We start from the raw sequence: 13,693 nt of genomic DNA on the forward strand, positions 1-13,693 counted from the left end.
TTTATGCCAAAAATAAAACGGGGCGCTGTCAGCGCCCCGTAGGATTCAAGCTTTTTAAAGCAACGATTACAGGCTGTATTTTTGCAAGTTGGCCATCATTTCCTTCAAGGCCTCGATGTTGTCCTTGGGGTGGGCCGCCCCTTCGAAGTCACAGATCTGCTGCCAATGCGCAGCCACATCGTCCGGTGAAAAACCGGCCTCGGGATCAAAGCCCACGCCCAGGCTGCGTTCCCAGCGGGTCTTGCCGATCCAGCCGCCGCCCACTTCAAACAACCCCGAGGTTTCCTGGCACGCCTCGCTGCCCAGATACACCACCAGCGGGCTGACCAGCTCCGGCTTGAGGCGTTCGAACACCTGCGGCGGGATCAGGCCTTCGGTCATGCGCGTGGCGCCGGTGGGGGCGATGGCGTTGACCAGGATGTTGTTCTTGCGCCCTTCCAACGCCAGGGTGCGGGTCAAGCCATACAGGCCCAGCTTGGCCATGCCGTAGTTGGACTGGCCGAAGTTGCCGTAGATCCCCGAAGTGGACGCGGTGAAGATCACCCGGCCATAGCCTTGCTCCCGCAGGTGGGGCCAGGCGGCGCGGGTGACTTTGTAGGCGCCTTCGACATGCACCCGGTAAACCAGGTCCCAGTCGGCGTCCTCCATTTTGTGGAAGGTCTTGTCGCGCAGGATGCCGGCGTTGTTGACCACCACGTCGATGCGGCCAAAGGCGTCGAGGGCGTTCTGCACAATCTTGTCACCGTCGGTGACAGAGTCGTGGTTGGCTTCGGCGATCCCGCCGGCTTCGCGGATCTCGGCCACCACCCGGTCGGCGGCCGACGCATTGGCGCCTTCGCCCTGGGTGGAACCGCCGAGGTCGTTGACCAGTACCTTGGCCCCATGTTTAGCGAACAACAGCGCATGGGCCCGGCCCAATCCGCCGCCGGCACCGGTGACGATCACGACCTTATCCTGGAACTGCACTGACTCACGCATACCGAACTCCAATGGCGACAATGGGAATGGGTCGAGTGTCAGGCACCCAGCCGCTGGTCACAATAAAGTCGGCCAGGGCTGAATGGTGCTCGATAAGGCTGGGGGATGATCCTATGGCTCAGGAATAAGCCAAGCGCGGCGTGGACAGCCCAATCCGATCACGAAACGCCAGGTAATGCTTGAGTACCTGCACGGGTGCCTCGATCTGCGGGTAGTGCCCGATATTGGCCAGCAGCACCGTGTCGGCATGGGGCACCAATTGGCGGTAACGCTCCACCATATGGGCGCCGGAAATCGGGTCGATCTCGCCGTCGATCACCCGTAACGGCACATCCTCCTTCTGCATCGCCGCCACCCAGCGGTCACGCAGGCGTCGGCGTTGGGGAATGTAGGCGATCAGTTTGTGCAGGATGCGCGTGCCATCGTTGCAGTCGATCAGGCTCCAGAAATCATCGAGGGCGCTTTCGCTGGGGCGGGTGTTGGGGCCGAAAATCTGGCTGAAACTGTCGGCCAGGGCATTGCGCCCGAACGCGCGGCCGATCATCCAGCCCAATGGGCTGAGCAGCAGTTTTTGCACCAGCGCCGGGCGATGGGTTTCCGGGAACAGCCCGCCGTTGAGGAACACGCAACTGGCCATCTGGAACCGGCCTTCATAGTGCCGCGCCAACAGTTCCTGGGCGACGCTGTCACCGTAATCATGGGCCAGCACGTGCACGGGCTGTTCTACGCGCAGGTGTTCGAGCAGGGCTTGCTGCAAATCCGCCTGTTCCAGCAGGCAATAACCATGGTCCAGCGGCTTGGCCGAATCGCCAAAACCGAGCATGTCGCAGGCGATGACCAGGTTGTGCTGGGCCAGGGGCTGCCACAGGTAATGCCAGTCCCAACTGGCGGTAGGAAAGCCATGGATCAGCAGCAACGGCTCGCCCTGCCCCGCCACCCAGTAGCGGATGGAGCGACCGCGAAAGTCGAAACTCTGGCCGCGTTTGCGCCAGGCTCTGAGCGGGATCTCGGCGAGTGGCATCAGCTTTTATACCCTGGGTCTTGAGCATCCAATTTGCGCAGCAACGCCGGCCAGGCCAGCGCGCCTCCCATACCTTGGGCGCTCTTTGTGACAGCAGCGACCATGGCCTTGGCGCCCGCAAGAATCTGCGGGCCAATGGCGATCAATTCAGCGCCGCCGTTTTGCGCCAGCACCTGGATATCGCAGGCACGCTGGAAGGTGAACATCATCAGGAACGTGTCGGCGATGGTGCCGCCACAGGTCAGCAGACCGTGGTTGTGCAGCATGAGGAAGTTGTTGTCACCCAGGTCGGCCTGCAGGCGCGCCTTCTCTTCGTGGTTCAGCGCCACGCCTTCATAGGCGTGATAGGCCAGGCTCGACAGCACGAATATCGATTGCTGGCTGATCGGCAGCACACCCTGCTTTTGCGCCGCCACCGCCACACCGGCAGCGGTGTGGGTGTGCAGCACGCAGGTGACATCGTGGCGCACTTCATGGATGGCGCTGTGGATGGTGTAGCCCGCCGGGTTGATCTCGTAGGGGCTGTCCATCAGCTTGTTGCCGGCTTGGTCAACCTTGACCAGGCTCGACGCGGTGATCTCGTGGAACATCAGCCCGTAGGGGTTGATCAGGAAATCATCGGTGCCCGGCACCTTGGCCGAGATGTGGGTAAAGATCAGGTCGTCCCAGCCATGCAGCGCCACTAGGCGATAGCACGCCGCCAGGTCGACACGGGCTTGCCACTCGGCAGCACTCACCTGGTCTTTGACATTCTGTGGCGATACGACGGGGGCTAGGCTCACGGCAACGACCTCCTTGGCGCACTTCTTATTATTTTTTCGAGTGATGGGCCAGTCTAGTCAGACACCCTGGCACAAGGAGTTTCCTTCGCAGCCAGCTTGATGACCGTACGAGTCAGCTAGGAGAATAGTTTAAATATGTGTAAACGGCGTCAAAGAGACGCCGTCAATAAACGCGCTGCAAACTGTCGCAGCGGCTCGGTCAGGCGCGCAGCGCAGTGGCCAACTCGGCCAGCCAGGGCTCGGCGTCGGCTTCGGGGGTGACGCTTTCACTGGCGTCCAGGCGCAGCATCGGCAGCACTTCGCGTACGCCCAACTCGGCGAACAACTCACGCATCTGCTCGCCGCCGCCACAAAAGGTGTCGCCGTAGCTGGCGTCGCCCAGGCCGATCACCGCGCCGGGCAGGCCGCGCCAGGCGGCAGGCAATTGGTCGCGAATCGTCGAATACAGCGGTTGCAGGTTATCCGGCAATTCACCCATGCCGGTGGTGGACGTCACGGCCAGGAAGGCCTCGGGGGCAAACGCCTGCACATCCGCCAGGGTCGCGCGTGCGTTGTGCCAGGCTTCAAAACCGGCGGCATTGAGGATGCCGGCGGCGTGGCGAGCGACTTCTTCAGCCGTGCCGTAGACCGAGCCGGAAAGGATGGCGACTTTCATCAATCTGATCCTGTAGCTGAGTGAAAGCGTGGGATATTAACAGCGGTGCAAATATTTCGGGGCACGCCGTGCAACATTCTGAAGTTGCCATAAACTGCTGATTCCAAAATCAAGCCATGGACCGCTCAATGATTAACGCCAAGCTGATGCAACTAGTCATCAACGCTTCCAACGACGGCATCGTCGTCGCTGAACGCGAAGGCAAGGACAAACCACTGATTTACGTGAACCCGGCGTTCGAACGGCTGAGCGGTTACACCCTGGATGAAATCCTCTATCAGGATTGCCGCTTCCTGCAATCGGGTGACCGCGACCAGCCGGCCCTGATGGCTATTCGGGAGGCCTTGGAGAGTGGCGGCTCATGCCGGGAAACCCTGCGCAATTACCGCAAGGACGGCAGCCACTTCTGGAACGAACTGTCGCTTTCAACGGTATACAACGAGGCCGACAAGCAGACTTATTTTGTCGGCGTCCAAAAAGACGTCACGCTGCAGGTCAAGGCCCAGCAACGTGTCGCGCAGTTGGAGAAGGAACTGGCCCAGGTCAAAGCCGAACTGGCAGCGCTCAAGGCGACAAGCGGACTGAACAAAATTTAGAAAAAGCGGCCGTAAGAGCGGATAATGGCACTTTAATGCCCTCCCTACTGAGCAAGCACGATGCAACGCAATGCGCTTCTGACCCAGGATGAGCTGGATTTCATTCAGAACATGCAGCACAACCCGCAACTGAACCTGCGGGATGCTTCGTCGAGCCTGACCGTCAACGGCGGTGCGCAGATTCGCGACTTGCTTACCCGCTTGGCCGCCCACGACCACGTCACCATCCAGGCGCAGTTCGACAACCAGCAGCTGACGTTCCCCCTGCACCTGGTGGAGGACGAGTTCAATGCGGTGCATCTGCGTCTGGGGGTGCCGAGTATTTTCGAAGACGGCCCGGTGATCCGCGCCTGGCGCCTGGCGCTGGAAGCACCGGTGGCCCTGGAGAACATCAAGGGCTCGGCGGGCGCGCTGTGGGTGCATGAGGTGTCATTCAAGGGCGTGCTGGTGGAGATTCGCGGCCGGATCAAACCACCCAAGACTTTTTCCCTGTGGTTCAGCCCGTCCGGCTACGAGCGCATCGCGTTGCGCGGCGCATTCGAGCGCGAAACAGCGCGGGGTTTGTTTGCCTATCGCCTGAGCCAAAGCGATGCCGATGAGATCGAGCGCCTGCGCCAGTTCATCCTGCATCAGCACCGTCTGGTGCACCCGCAGATGCACGCCTGAGATCAGGTATCCAGGCTACCGCTGAGAAACTGCTGCAAGCGGCGCTGCATCTGCCGCCCTTCGCTGCCCAGGCAGCCGACGGAGGTCCCTGCCAGCGCGGTCTGCGCCAGGTCCGACGCCGCACCGGCAATAAACAGTGGGCAGTCGAGGGTCAACGCCAGGCGATTGAGGCGTCCGGCCAGCTCAAGGTTGTGGGCGTGGTTGGAGAAGATGATCAGCGCCTGGGAGTGAGTTTTTTCACACACCAGGGTCAGCTCATCAAACGGCTGGCCCATGCCCAGCACTTTCACGGCCAGGTCATCGCGACTCATCAACAACGCTGCCACCAGCAGCTCCAGTTTGCGGCATTCGCCGGGCATGGCGCTCAGCAATACCCGAGGCGCAGGCGACACCGTCGCAACGTGCAGTCGCATGAAAGTCTGTACACGCAGGAAGGCGTCGAAAAACAGCCATTCGCTGGCCTGGCCGAAGCGGCCCTGGTGGCGCAATAGCTCGTTCCAGAGAGGCATCAGGATGTCCTGAAACGCCACGTTGAGAGGATAGGTGGCAACAACCTGGCCGTACAGGCTCTCCAACTGGCGATCATCAAAGGCGCTGACGGCGCTCATCAACCGCGCGCGCCACTGCGGCCACTCGGCCGCTTCACGGGTGTCACGCTCAGCGCGAACCACTTCGGCCTGCTGATCGTCGTGGGCGAGAATCTTGCCGACCTTGCTCACTGCGACGCCACGCTCGATCCAATCAAGGATGCGATTAACGGTCTCAATATCGGCCTTGGAATAAAGGCGATGCCCACTTTCGGTGCGTGCGGGCTGGATCAGCCCATAACGCCGCTCCCAGGCACGCAGGGTAACCGGGTTGACGCCTGTCAGTCTTGATACTTCACGGATTGGAAACAGCTCCGGGGAACCAGTTGAATCCAGAAGCGAAAGGCTATCAATGGGAGCAGTAATTACGTGCATTTGACACCAAAAAACCGGCGGTAGTCGGGCGCTCATTTAACGCTTTTACATCTGTCCTTTTCAAGGTCTGTACATTTCTGACCAATGCCGCTGGTGTATTGCGACAAAACAGGAATAATCCTTGCCTGTTTTTTCTACGTTGCTGCAACACCCCGCAGCTTCGTCTGTGTGCCACCTACCCGGTCCAGCGCACCCGTACATTTGGAGATACACAATGTCTACCTCTCCCGTCACCTTGATGGTTGCGCGCCGCGTGGCCAAAGGGCGCTACGAAGAACTGATGGCCTGGCTGCGCGAAGGCGAGCAATTGGCCACCGATTTCCCTGGCTACCTGGGTTCTGGCGTACTTGCGCCGCCGCCCAACGATGACGAATTCCAGATCATTTTCCGCTTCGCTGATGAGAAGACCCTGCACGCTTGGGAGTTTTCCGCCTCCCGGGGGGCGTGGCTGAGCCGTGGCAGCGATCTGTTTGCCGACCCGTCCGAGCATCGCGTGCGTGGCATCGATGGCTGGTTTGGTGCTGCGGGCGCACGCCCACCGCGCTGGAAGCAGGCGGTGGCGATCTGGCTGGCGTTTTTCCCGGTGTCGCTGCTGTTCAACTTTGTATTGGGCCCACTGCTCAACGGGTTGGACCTGCTGCCTCGGGTACTGGTCAGCACGATGGCACTCACGCCGCTGATGGTTTACTGGTTCATCCCGCTGTCGACCCACCTGTTGGCGAACTGGCTGCACCCCGCGCCAACACCGCGCAAGGCCACCGAAGCGGCGGCGTGAGTACAGGGGCGACCCGTCGCTGGTATGATTTGCGCCTGCCAGCGACGCGAGCCTCCCATGACTGCAACGAACGCCCCGATCCTGATCACCGGCGCCGGCCAACGTGTCGGCCTGCATTGCGCCCAGCGACTGCTGGACGAAGGCCAGCCGGTGATCTTCAGCTACCGCAGCGAACGTCCCGGCGTGCAGGCCCTGCGCGAACGCGGTGCGATCGGCGTGTTTGCCGACTTTTCCAATGAAGCTGGAATCCTGGCGTTTATCGCTGAACTGAACACCCACACTCAAAGCCTGCGCGCAATCATCCACAATGCGTCAGCCTGGGTCGCGGAAACACCGGGTGACGAAAGCCGTGCCTTCAGCGACATGTTCAGCGTACACATGCTTGCGCCGTACCTGATCAACCTGCATTGTTCACCCCTGCTGCAACGCTCAACACCTGCCGACATCGTGCATATCAGCGATGACGTGGTACGCAAGGGCAGCGCCCAGCACATCGCCTACTGCGCCACCAAGGCCGGGCTCGACAGCCTTACGCTGTCGTTTGCCGCGCAGTTCGCGCCGCTGATCAAGGTCAACGGCATCGCCCCGGCGATGGTGATGTTCAACGAAGGCGACGCCGCCGCCTACCGCGCCAAGGTGCTGGCCAAGTCGGCCCTGGGCATAGAGCCAGGCCCGGAAGTGATTTACCAGAGCGTGCGTTACCTGCTGGACAACCCCTACGTCACCGGTACCACCCTGACCGTCAACGGCGGGCGGCATATCAAGTAAGCCGTTTGTGAGGATGTTGTATGACCTTATCCCTGCCCCAACACTACCGCGAGATCCTCAAAGGCCTGGGTGAAGACCCGGAGCGCGAAGGCTTGCTCGACACCCCCAAGCGCGCTGCCAAGGCCATGCAGTACCTGTGTCATGGCTACGCGCAGAACCTTGAGGAAATCGTCAACGGTGCGCTGTTCGCATCCGATAATGACGAGATGGTGATCCTCAAGGACATCGAACTGTATTCGCTGTGCGAACACCACTTGCTGCCCTTTATCGGCAGGGCCCATGTGGCCTATATTCCGACCGGCAGAGTGCTGGGCCTATCCAAGCTGGCGCGCATCGTCGACATGTTCGCCCGACGCCTGCAGATCCAGGAAAACCTCACGCGGCAGATCGCCGACGCCATCCAGGACGTGACCCAGGCCGCTGGCGTGGCAGTGGTGATCGAAGCCAAGCACATGTGCATGATGATGCGCGGCGTGGAAAAACAGAATTCAACCATGAACACCTCCGTGATGCTCGGCGCGTTCCGCGAGTCGAACACCACGCGCATGGAGTTCCTGCAATTGATTGGACGGAGCAAGTAGCAATGCCACAACTTCAACCAGGCATGGCGCGCATCCGGGTCAAGGACCTGTGCCTGCGCACCTTCATCGGCATCAATGAGGACGAGATCCTCAACAAGCAGGATGTGCTGATCAACCTGACCATCCTGTATGCCGCCCAAGAGGCGGTACGCGACAACGACATCGACCACGCGCTGAACTACCGCACCATCACCAAGGCGATCATCGCCCATGTGGAAGGCAACCGCTTCGCCCTGCTGGAGCGCCTGACCCAGGAGTTGCTGGACCTGGTGATGAGCAATGAGTCGGTGCTGTATGCCGAAGTCGAAGTAGACAAGCCCCATGCACTGCGCTTTGCCGAATCGGTTTCGATCACCCTGGCGGCCAGCCGCTGACCATTAAGTGAACCCTATGAACGACCAACAACGCCTCGAACTCGAAGCCGCCGCCTTTCGCCGGCTGGTAGCACACCTGGACAGCCGCAAGGATGTGCAGAACATCGACCTGATGAACCTCTCCGGGTTCTGCCGCAACTGCTTGTCGAAGTGGTACAAGGCCGAGGCCGATGAGCGCCAGATCGAGCTGAGCCTCGATGACGCCCGTGAAGTGGTGTACGGCATGCCGTACGCCGAGTGGAAAGCCCAATACCAGAAAGAAGCCAGCGCCGACCAACAGGCGGCGTTCGCCAAAGGAAAAACCCATGACTGATTTGAACACCCTGCGCGCCAGCCTCAACAGCGGCGAACACGTTTTTGCCGATACCCTGGCGTTTATTGCCGCCGGTTATGACTACCAGCCGCAAGCCTTCACCAACGGCGCGGTGGAAAACGCGGCCGGGCAAAATGAAGGGTCGTGCAAGACTTTGGGCTTGGCGGTACTGGAAGGCTTGAGTGATCAGCAAGCGCTGCTGGCGTTTGGTGAGCATTACCGCTCGGTGCTGGCGACGCCTGAGGGCAGCGACCACGGCAATATTCGGGCATTGATTGCCAATGGCCTGGCCGGCGTGAAATTCAGCGCGCAGCCCCTGGCCCGCAAATCCTAAGTCAGACGCAGATCAAAATGTGGGAGGGGGCTTGCCCCCTCCCACATTTTTTTGTGGCGCTGGTTAGAACGAAGCGTTCTGCAGGCCATCGAGGTAACGCTCGGCATCCAGTGCTGCCATGCAACCGGCGCCGGCCGAGGTGATGGCCTGGCGGTACACATGGTCAGCCACGTCGCCGGCAGCGAAGATGCCTTCGATGTTGGTGGCAGTCGCATTGCCTTCACGGCCGCCCTGCACCACCAAATAACCGTCTTTGGCTTCCAGCACGCCTTCGAACAGCGACGTGTTCGGGGTGTGGCCGATGGCGATGAACACGCCGTCGACAGTCAGCTCGTCAAAGCTGCCGTCGTTGTTCTTCAGGCGCGCACCGGTCACGCCCATGTTGTCGCCCAGGACTTCGTCCAGGGTGGCGTTGAGCTTGAGGATGATCTTGCCTTCGGCCACACGGGCGTGCAGCTTGTCGATCAGGATCTTCTCGGCGCGGAAGGTCTCGCGACGGTGAACCAGGGTCACAGTGCTGGCGATGTTGGCCAGGTACAGCGCCTCTTCCACCGCCGTGTTGCCGCCGCCGACGACTGCGACGGGCTTGTTGCGGTAGAAGAAACCGTCGCAGGTCGCGCAGGCCGAAACGCCCTTGCCCATGAACGCTTCTTCCGATGGCAGGCCCAGGTAACGAGCGCTGGCGCCAGTGGCGATGATCAGCGCGTCACAGGTGTACACACCGCTGTCGCCGGTCAGGCTGTAAGGCTTTTTCGAGAAGTCGACCTGGTTGATGTGATCAAACACGATCTCGGTCTCAAAGCGCTCGGCGTGCTCTTTCATGCGCTCCATCAGCACCGGGCCGGTCAGGCCGTGGACGTCGCCCGGCCAGTTGTCGACTTCGGTGGTGGTGGTCAACTGACCGCCCGCCTGCATGCCGGTGATCAGCAGCGGCTTGAGGTTGGCGCGAGCAGCGTAGACAGCAGCGCTGTAACCGGCAGGGCCGGAACCGAGAATAATCACTCGCGAATGACGGGTATCAGACATGACTCGCTCCTATCGACCGCCCGCACTACAAGGCGGCGGGAATAAAAAAGGACCGCGAAGCACTTGGGGAAGGCTTGAACTCGCGGATCCTGAAAATAATGGGTGCAGCGTATAGAGGGGGGCAAGATTAAGGAAATACGGAATAACAATCCAGCTCATAGGCGGTCTCTATGCTTTGAGCCCGGTTAATCGACGCGTTTGTTACTGCTGATGTCGCCGCTTTCGCCTGGGATACAAAGCCGGTAAGGTCGGCGCGTTCGTCATCCTGCTCGGAGTTCTCCATGCCTGCCCCTGCTCTTTCCGGCCCGCAATACCTGCGTGAAGGCCTCAAACTGGTGTTGAGCCCAGGCTTGCGTCTGTTTGTGTTGCTGCCGCTGGTGATCAATATCGTGCTGTTCGTCGGCTTGATCTATTTCGCCGGCCATCAATTCAGCCTGTGGGTCGATCACCTGATGCCGACGTTGCCAAGCTGGCTGAGTTTTCTGAATTACCTGCTGTGGCCATTGTTTGTCGTGTTGGTGGTGCTGATGGTGTTTTTCACCTTCACCATGCTCGCCAATATCATCGCCGCGCCGTTCAATGGCTTTCTCTCGGAGAAGGTCGAAGTGGTAGTGCGTGGCACCGACGACTTCCCGGCGTTCAGCTGGGGCGAGTTGATCGCGATGGTCCCGCGCACCCTGGCCCGGGAGATGCGCAAGCTGGGTTACTTCCTGCCGCGGGCGATTGGCCTGTTTATCCTGTCGTTCATCCCGGTGGTGAACCTGATCGCCGCGCCGCTGTGGTTGCTGTTCGGTGTGTGGATGATGGCGATCCAATACATCGACTACCCGGCGGACAACCACAAGCTGGGCTGGAACGAAATGCTCGCCTGGCTGCGCCAGAAACGCTGGCAAAGCATGAGCTTTGGCGGGATCGTCTACCTGGTGCTGTTGGTGCCGGTGGTCAACCTGCTGATGATGCCAGCAGCGGTGGCCGGGGCCACGTTGTTCTGGGTGCGTGAGCAAGGGGCCGAGGCCATGGAAACACCTAAGGTGACCCCGTCATAAATCCATCATCCAGATGACACAATGACGACATGGCCCACGGCGACACTGTGGGTCATGACGACAGCTTCGCTTCACATCACCCTGATCACTGAAACCTTCCCGCCGGAAATCAACGGGGTGGCCAATACCCTTGGTCGCCTGTGCGACGGTTTGCGCGCACGCGGCCATCAAGTCGAGCTGGTTCGCCCACGCCAAGGCGCCGACCAGAGCCGTCCCAGTGACGCCGACCTGCTGCTGTGTCGCGGCTGGCCGTTACCGGGCTATCCAGGCCTGCAATGGGGCCAGTCGTCGATGCACAAGTTACTGCGACGCTGGACGCGGCAACGCCCAGACGTGCTGTACATCGCCACTGAGGGGCCGCTGGGGCTGTCGGCATTGCGTGCAGCGCGGCGCCTGGGCATCAGCGTGGTCAGTGGTTTTCACACCAACTTCCAGCAGTATTCGAACCAGTACGGCTTGAGCCTGCTCAGTCGCGTGGTGACGCATTACCTGCGCTGGTTTCACAACCGCTCGACCCTGACCCTGGTGCCCAGCGCCAGCCAGCGCCTGGAACTGGAGCGTCGCCATTTCGAGCGCCTGGGGATGTTGTCGCGCGGTGTAGACAGCCAGTTGTTCCACCCAGCCAAACGCGATAACGCGTTGCGTGAAAGCTGGGCGCTGACTAACGATCAAATCGCCGTGCTGCATGTGGGCCGCCTGGCACAGGAAAAAAACCTGGGGCTGCTCAAGCGCTGCTTCGAAACCTTGCAAGACACCTACCCACTGCGCCAGATGAAACTGATCATCGTCGGCGACGGCCCGCAACGGGCGACGATGGAAAAGGAACTGCCCGAGGCGATTTTCTGCGGCACCCTGCGCGGTGAAGAACTGGCGCGGCACTACGCGTCCGGTGACGTGTTCCTGTTCCCCAGCCTGACCGAAACCTTCGGCAACGTGGTGCTGGAAGCAATGGCCTCGGGACTGGGTGTGGTGGCTTACGATCAGGCAGCCGCGACCCAGCATATTCGCCATGGCTACAACGGCGTACTGGCGATGCCAGGCGATGAGGACGCGTTTTGTGACGCCGCCAACTGGCTGCTGGAGGATGCGGAGAGTTTACGCCGCATGCGCTTGAATGCGCGCCAACATGCAAGCCGCCAGGGTTGGCCGGCAATTATCGAGCAGTTTGAAATCCAATTACGCAGCGTTTGCGCAGAGCATTTTGTGATGCCAGCAGAGCCTTATACACCTTGAGTCAACGGCCGTTTGGTGGCGCCCTTACCATCCTCCACTCAAGCATTACCGGGTATTTAAATGAGGGAACAGCTGGCGGCGAACGACCACTTAAAGGTACCTGCCAGTTGAGGCAGAACTCTTAAATTAAATGGAGATATTCAAAGATGGCTACTTATGGAATGGGTATACGCAATGGCGTCAACATGCCAACGGCGGAGTGGATGCGTCAGCAACAATGGTTGGATCAATCCCGAGCCGAACCGCCAACCTACGACCAATCCACGCGAAAAGAAGGGCACAAGACCGATCATAGCCACGAGCTGAAGAAGTCACTGGAATACTGAGCCACTGAAGCTGCACAGCCCCCTGTGAACATCACAGGGAGCTGAGGCCGTTACACCAGGCTCGTCAACGCCTCACGACTGAATGGCAGGATGTCGCCCTCACGGCCTTCACGCACCTTCACGGCCCAATCCGGGTCCACCAGCAAAGCGCGGCCGACTGCAACCAGGTCGAATTCATCGTTGTTCAGGCGCTCCAACAGTTTCTCCAGGCTGGCCGGCTGCGCGACTTTATCGGTGTTGACCATGAACTGCAGGAACTCGCCATCCAGACCCACGCTGCCCACGGTGATGGTCGGTTTGCCGGTGAGCTGGCGTGTCCAGCCGGCCAGGTTGAGATCGGAGCCGTCGAATTCCGGCTCCCAGAAACGGCGGGTGGAGCAGTGGAAAATATCTACGCCAGCCTCAGATAACGGCTTGAGAAACTCAGCCAGCGCCTCGGGGGTTTGCACCAGACGCGCCGTGTAGTCCTGCTGCTTCCACTGGGAGAAGCGCAAGATGATCGCAAAGTCCGGGCCGACAGCGGCGCGGGTGGCCTGGATCAGCTCAATGGCAAACCGCGAACGGTTGGCCAGGCTGCCGCCGTATTCATCGGTGCGCTGGTTGCTGCCCTCCCAGAAGAACTGATCGACCAGGTAGCCGTGGGCGCCGTGGATTTCCACGCCATCCATGCCGATGCTTTGAGCATCTTTGGCAGCTTGGGCGAAGGCGTTGATCACGTCCTTGATGTCTTGGGTGGTCATGCCGTGGACGACTACAGTGCCATCCTTGAGTTTTTCCATCGGCCCATAAGCCGGCACGCTGGCATCAGGCTCGGTGCCGATACGACGCACGCTGCCCACGTGCCACAACTGCGGGACGATCTTGCCGCCCTCGGCATGCACCGCGTCGACCACCTTCTTCCAGCCGGCCAACGCAGCCTCACCGTAGAAATGCGGGACATTCGGGTAGCCGTTGGAGGCCTGGTGACCGACCACGGTGCCTTCGGTGATGATCAGGCCCACGCCAGCGGCAGCGCGGCGACGGTAGTATTCGATGACGTTGGCGTTGGGTACACCGCCCGGAGAAAACGAGCGGGTCATCGGCGCCATGACCACACGGGTCGACAGTTGCAGTGCACCGAGCTGGAACGGTTTGAACAAGGCTTGGACAGGCATGGGGGCACTCCACGGGGACGAGATTTATGACGTGGATAATATGGAGAGTGTAGCCTGCCGGGTAGCACTATTGATCTGGGTGATTAAGGACTAAAAGCGCAGA

18 protein-coding genes are annotated in these 13,693 nt (G+C 60.4%); 10 read left to right on the top strand and 8 right to left on the bottom strand.

Annotation, left to right across the window (positions count from 1 at the left end):
• Positions 1 to 66: 66 nt before the first annotated feature.
• From PspS35_RS24880 to PspS35_RS24895, 4 genes are all read right to left on the bottom strand, one after another.
• Positions 67 to 978, bottom strand: a complete 912-nt coding sequence (locus PspS35_RS24880; protein ID WP_159937193.1) for an SDR family oxidoreductase — start codon at positions 976 to 978, stop codon at positions 67 to 69.
• A gap of 118 nt (positions 979 to 1,096) precedes the next feature.
• Positions 1,097 to 1,999, bottom strand: coding sequence for an alpha/beta fold hydrolase (locus PspS35_RS24885; RefSeq protein ID WP_159937194.1), 903 nt, complete (start codon positions 1,997 to 1,999; stop codon positions 1,097 to 1,099).
• Positions 1,999 to 2,781 (bottom strand): class II aldolase/adducin family protein, encoded by a 783-nt coding sequence (locus PspS35_RS24890; protein ID WP_159937195.1) that lies wholly within the window; start codon positions 2,779 to 2,781, stop codon positions 1,999 to 2,001. Before PspS35_RS24890 ends, PspS35_RS24885 begins: the two co-directional genes overlap by 1 nt.
• Before the next feature lie 199 nt (positions 2,782 to 2,980).
• The gene (locus PspS35_RS24895; protein WP_159937196.1) at positions 2,981 to 3,436 is read right to left on the bottom strand and encodes a flavodoxin; all 456 of its coding nucleotides are present in this window, start codon (positions 3,434 to 3,436) and stop codon (positions 2,981 to 2,983) included.
• Positions 3,437 to 3,564: 128 nt separating this feature from the next.
• Here PspS35_RS24895 and PspS35_RS24900 point away from each other — a divergent pair, with 128 nt between their 5' ends.
• Both PspS35_RS24900 and PspS35_RS24905 read left to right on the top strand, forming a co-directional pair.
• The gene (locus tag PspS35_RS24900; RefSeq protein ID WP_159937197.1) at positions 3,565 to 4,032 is read left to right on the top strand and encodes a PAS domain-containing protein; all 468 of its coding nucleotides are present in this window, start codon (positions 3,565 to 3,567) and stop codon (positions 4,030 to 4,032) included.
• Positions 4,033 to 4,092: 60 nt separating this feature from the next.
• Positions 4,093 to 4,698 (top strand): hypothetical protein, encoded by a 606-nt coding sequence (locus PspS35_RS24905; RefSeq protein WP_159937198.1) that lies wholly within the window; start codon positions 4,093 to 4,095, stop codon positions 4,696 to 4,698.
• Between the two features lie 2 nt (positions 4,699 to 4,700).
• Here PspS35_RS24905 and PspS35_RS24910 read toward each other — a convergent pair whose 3' ends face one another.
• Positions 4,701 to 5,660, bottom strand: a complete 960-nt coding sequence (locus PspS35_RS24910; RefSeq protein ID WP_159937199.1) for a MerR family transcriptional regulator — start codon at positions 5,658 to 5,660, stop codon at positions 4,701 to 4,703.
• 214 nt (positions 5,661 to 5,874) lie between these two features.
• Between PspS35_RS24910 and PspS35_RS24915 the strand changes: the two genes are divergently transcribed.
• The 6 genes from PspS35_RS24915 to PspS35_RS24940 are packed head-to-tail and all read left to right on the top strand — an operon-like array spanning position 5,875 to position 8,805.
• Complete coding sequence (locus tag PspS35_RS24915) at positions 5,875 to 6,435, top strand: antibiotic biosynthesis monooxygenase (protein WP_159937200.1); 561 nt, start codon at positions 5,875 to 5,877, stop codon at positions 6,433 to 6,435.
• A gap of 57 nt (positions 6,436 to 6,492) precedes the next feature.
• Positions 6,493 to 7,203, top strand: coding sequence for a dihydromonapterin reductase (gene folM, locus PspS35_RS24920; RefSeq protein WP_159937201.1), 711 nt, complete (start codon positions 6,493 to 6,495; stop codon positions 7,201 to 7,203).
• A gap of 20 nt (positions 7,204 to 7,223) precedes the next feature.
• The gene (gene folE / locus PspS35_RS24925; protein WP_159937202.1) at positions 7,224 to 7,784 is read left to right on the top strand and encodes a GTP cyclohydrolase I FolE; all 561 of its coding nucleotides are present in this window, start codon (positions 7,224 to 7,226) and stop codon (positions 7,782 to 7,784) included.
• A gap of 2 nt (positions 7,785 to 7,786) precedes the next feature.
• The gene (gene folX / locus PspS35_RS24930) at positions 7,787 to 8,158 is read left to right on the top strand and encodes a dihydroneopterin triphosphate 2'-epimerase (RefSeq protein ID WP_003194073.1); all 372 of its coding nucleotides are present in this window, start codon (positions 7,787 to 7,789) and stop codon (positions 8,156 to 8,158) included.
• A gap of 16 nt (positions 8,159 to 8,174) precedes the next feature.
• Positions 8,175 to 8,471: a DUF1244 domain-containing protein gene (locus tag PspS35_RS24935; protein ID WP_010206472.1), complete on the top strand. Its 297-nt coding sequence runs from the start codon at positions 8,175 to 8,177 to the stop codon at positions 8,469 to 8,471.
• The gene (locus PspS35_RS24940; RefSeq protein ID WP_159937203.1) at positions 8,464 to 8,805 is read left to right on the top strand and encodes a HopJ type III effector protein; all 342 of its coding nucleotides are present in this window, start codon (positions 8,464 to 8,466) and stop codon (positions 8,803 to 8,805) included. The genes PspS35_RS24935 and PspS35_RS24940 overlap by 8 nt, the downstream gene beginning before the upstream one ends.
• A 63-nt stretch (positions 8,806 to 8,868) precedes the next feature.
• Here the strand turns inward: PspS35_RS24940 and trxB are convergent, their stop codons facing one another.
• Positions 8,869 to 9,831 (bottom strand): thioredoxin-disulfide reductase, encoded by a 963-nt coding sequence (trxB, locus tag PspS35_RS24945; RefSeq protein WP_122488872.1) that lies wholly within the window; start codon positions 9,829 to 9,831, stop codon positions 8,869 to 8,871.
• Between the two features lie 127 nt (positions 9,832 to 9,958).
• A complete protein-coding gene (locus tag PspS35_RS30130) occupies positions 9,959 to 10,114 on the bottom strand; it encodes a hypothetical protein (protein WP_174244838.1) in 156 nt (51 codons plus the stop codon).
• On the opposite strand from PspS35_RS30130, the gene cysZ reads away from it, so the two are divergent.
• Together cysZ and PspS35_RS24955 are read left to right on the top strand one after the other, a co-directional pair.
• Positions 10,113 to 10,877 carry a sulfate transporter CysZ gene (gene cysZ / locus PspS35_RS24950; RefSeq protein WP_159937204.1) on the top strand — a complete coding sequence of 255 codons (765 nt, stop codon included), beginning with the start codon at positions 10,113 to 10,115 and terminating at the stop codon, positions 10,875 to 10,877. The genes PspS35_RS30130 and cysZ overlap by 2 nt on opposite strands.
• Before the next feature lie 54 nt (positions 10,878 to 10,931).
• Positions 10,932 to 12,110, top strand: coding sequence for a glycosyltransferase family 1 protein (locus PspS35_RS24955; protein WP_159937205.1), 1,179 nt, complete (start codon positions 10,932 to 10,934; stop codon positions 12,108 to 12,110).
• Positions 12,111 to 12,486: 376 nt separating this feature from the next.
• Here PspS35_RS24955 and PspS35_RS24960 read toward each other — a convergent pair whose 3' ends face one another.
• Entirely contained in the window at positions 12,487 to 13,590 is a 1,104-nt protein-coding gene (locus tag PspS35_RS24960; RefSeq protein ID WP_159937206.1) for an NADH:flavin oxidoreductase, read from the bottom strand.
• Positions 13,591 to 13,693 lie beyond the last annotated feature (103 nt).

The sequence above is a fragment of the Pseudomonas sp. S35 genome (assembly GCF_009866765.1).
GTDB lineage: Bacteria > Pseudomonadota > Gammaproteobacteria > Pseudomonadales > Pseudomonadaceae > Aquipseudomonas.

Bases quoted from the DNA above. Each gene is read 5' to 3' on its own strand.
- PspS35_RS24880 (WP_159937193.1), bottom strand. From the start codon at position 978: ATGCGTGAGTCAGTGCAGTTCCAGGATAAGGTCGTGATCGTCACCGGT.
- PspS35_RS24885 (WP_159937194.1), bottom strand. From the start codon at position 1,999: ATGCCACTCGCCGAGATCCCGCTCAGAGCCTGGCGCAAACGCGGCCAG.
- PspS35_RS24895 (WP_159937196.1), bottom strand. From the start codon at position 3,436: ATGAAAGTCGCCATCCTTTCCGGCTCGGTCTACGGCACGGCTGAAGAA.
- PspS35_RS24900 (WP_159937197.1), top strand. From the start codon at position 3,565: ATGATTAACGCCAAGCTGATGCAACTAGTCATCAACGCTTCCAACGAC.
- PspS35_RS24905 (WP_159937198.1), top strand. From the start codon at position 4,093: ATGCAACGCAATGCGCTTCTGACCCAGGATGAGCTGGATTTCATTCAG.
- PspS35_RS24910 (WP_159937199.1), bottom strand. From the start codon at position 5,660: ATGCACGTAATTACTGCTCCCATTGATAGCCTTTCGCTTCTGGATTCA.
- PspS35_RS24915 (WP_159937200.1), top strand. From the start codon at position 5,875: ATGTCTACCTCTCCCGTCACCTTGATGGTTGCGCGCCGCGTGGCCAAA.
- folM (WP_159937201.1), top strand. From the start codon at position 6,493: ATGACTGCAACGAACGCCCCGATCCTGATCACCGGCGCCGGCCAACGT.
- folE (WP_159937202.1), top strand. From the start codon at position 7,224: ATGACCTTATCCCTGCCCCAACACTACCGCGAGATCCTCAAAGGCCTG.
- folX (WP_003194073.1), top strand. From the start codon at position 7,787: ATGCCACAACTTCAACCAGGCATGGCGCGCATCCGGGTCAAGGACCTG.
- PspS35_RS24935 (WP_010206472.1), top strand. From the start codon at position 8,175: ATGAACGACCAACAACGCCTCGAACTCGAAGCCGCCGCCTTTCGCCGG.
- PspS35_RS24940 (WP_159937203.1), top strand. From the start codon at position 8,464: ATGACTGATTTGAACACCCTGCGCGCCAGCCTCAACAGCGGCGAACAC.
- trxB (WP_122488872.1), bottom strand. From the start codon at position 9,831: ATGTCTGATACCCGTCATTCGCGAGTGATTATTCTCGGTTCCGGCCCT.
- cysZ (WP_159937204.1), top strand. From the start codon at position 10,113: ATGCCTGCCCCTGCTCTTTCCGGCCCGCAATACCTGCGTGAAGGCCTC.
- PspS35_RS30130 (WP_174244838.1), bottom strand. From the start codon at position 10,114: ATGGAGAACTCCGAGCAGGATGACGAACGCGCCGACCTTACCGGCTTT.
- PspS35_RS24955 (WP_159937205.1), top strand. From the start codon at position 10,932: ATGACGACAGCTTCGCTTCACATCACCCTGATCACTGAAACCTTCCCG.
- PspS35_RS24960 (WP_159937206.1), bottom strand. From the start codon at position 13,590: ATGCCTGTCCAAGCCTTGTTCAAACCGTTCCAGCTCGGTGCACTGCAA.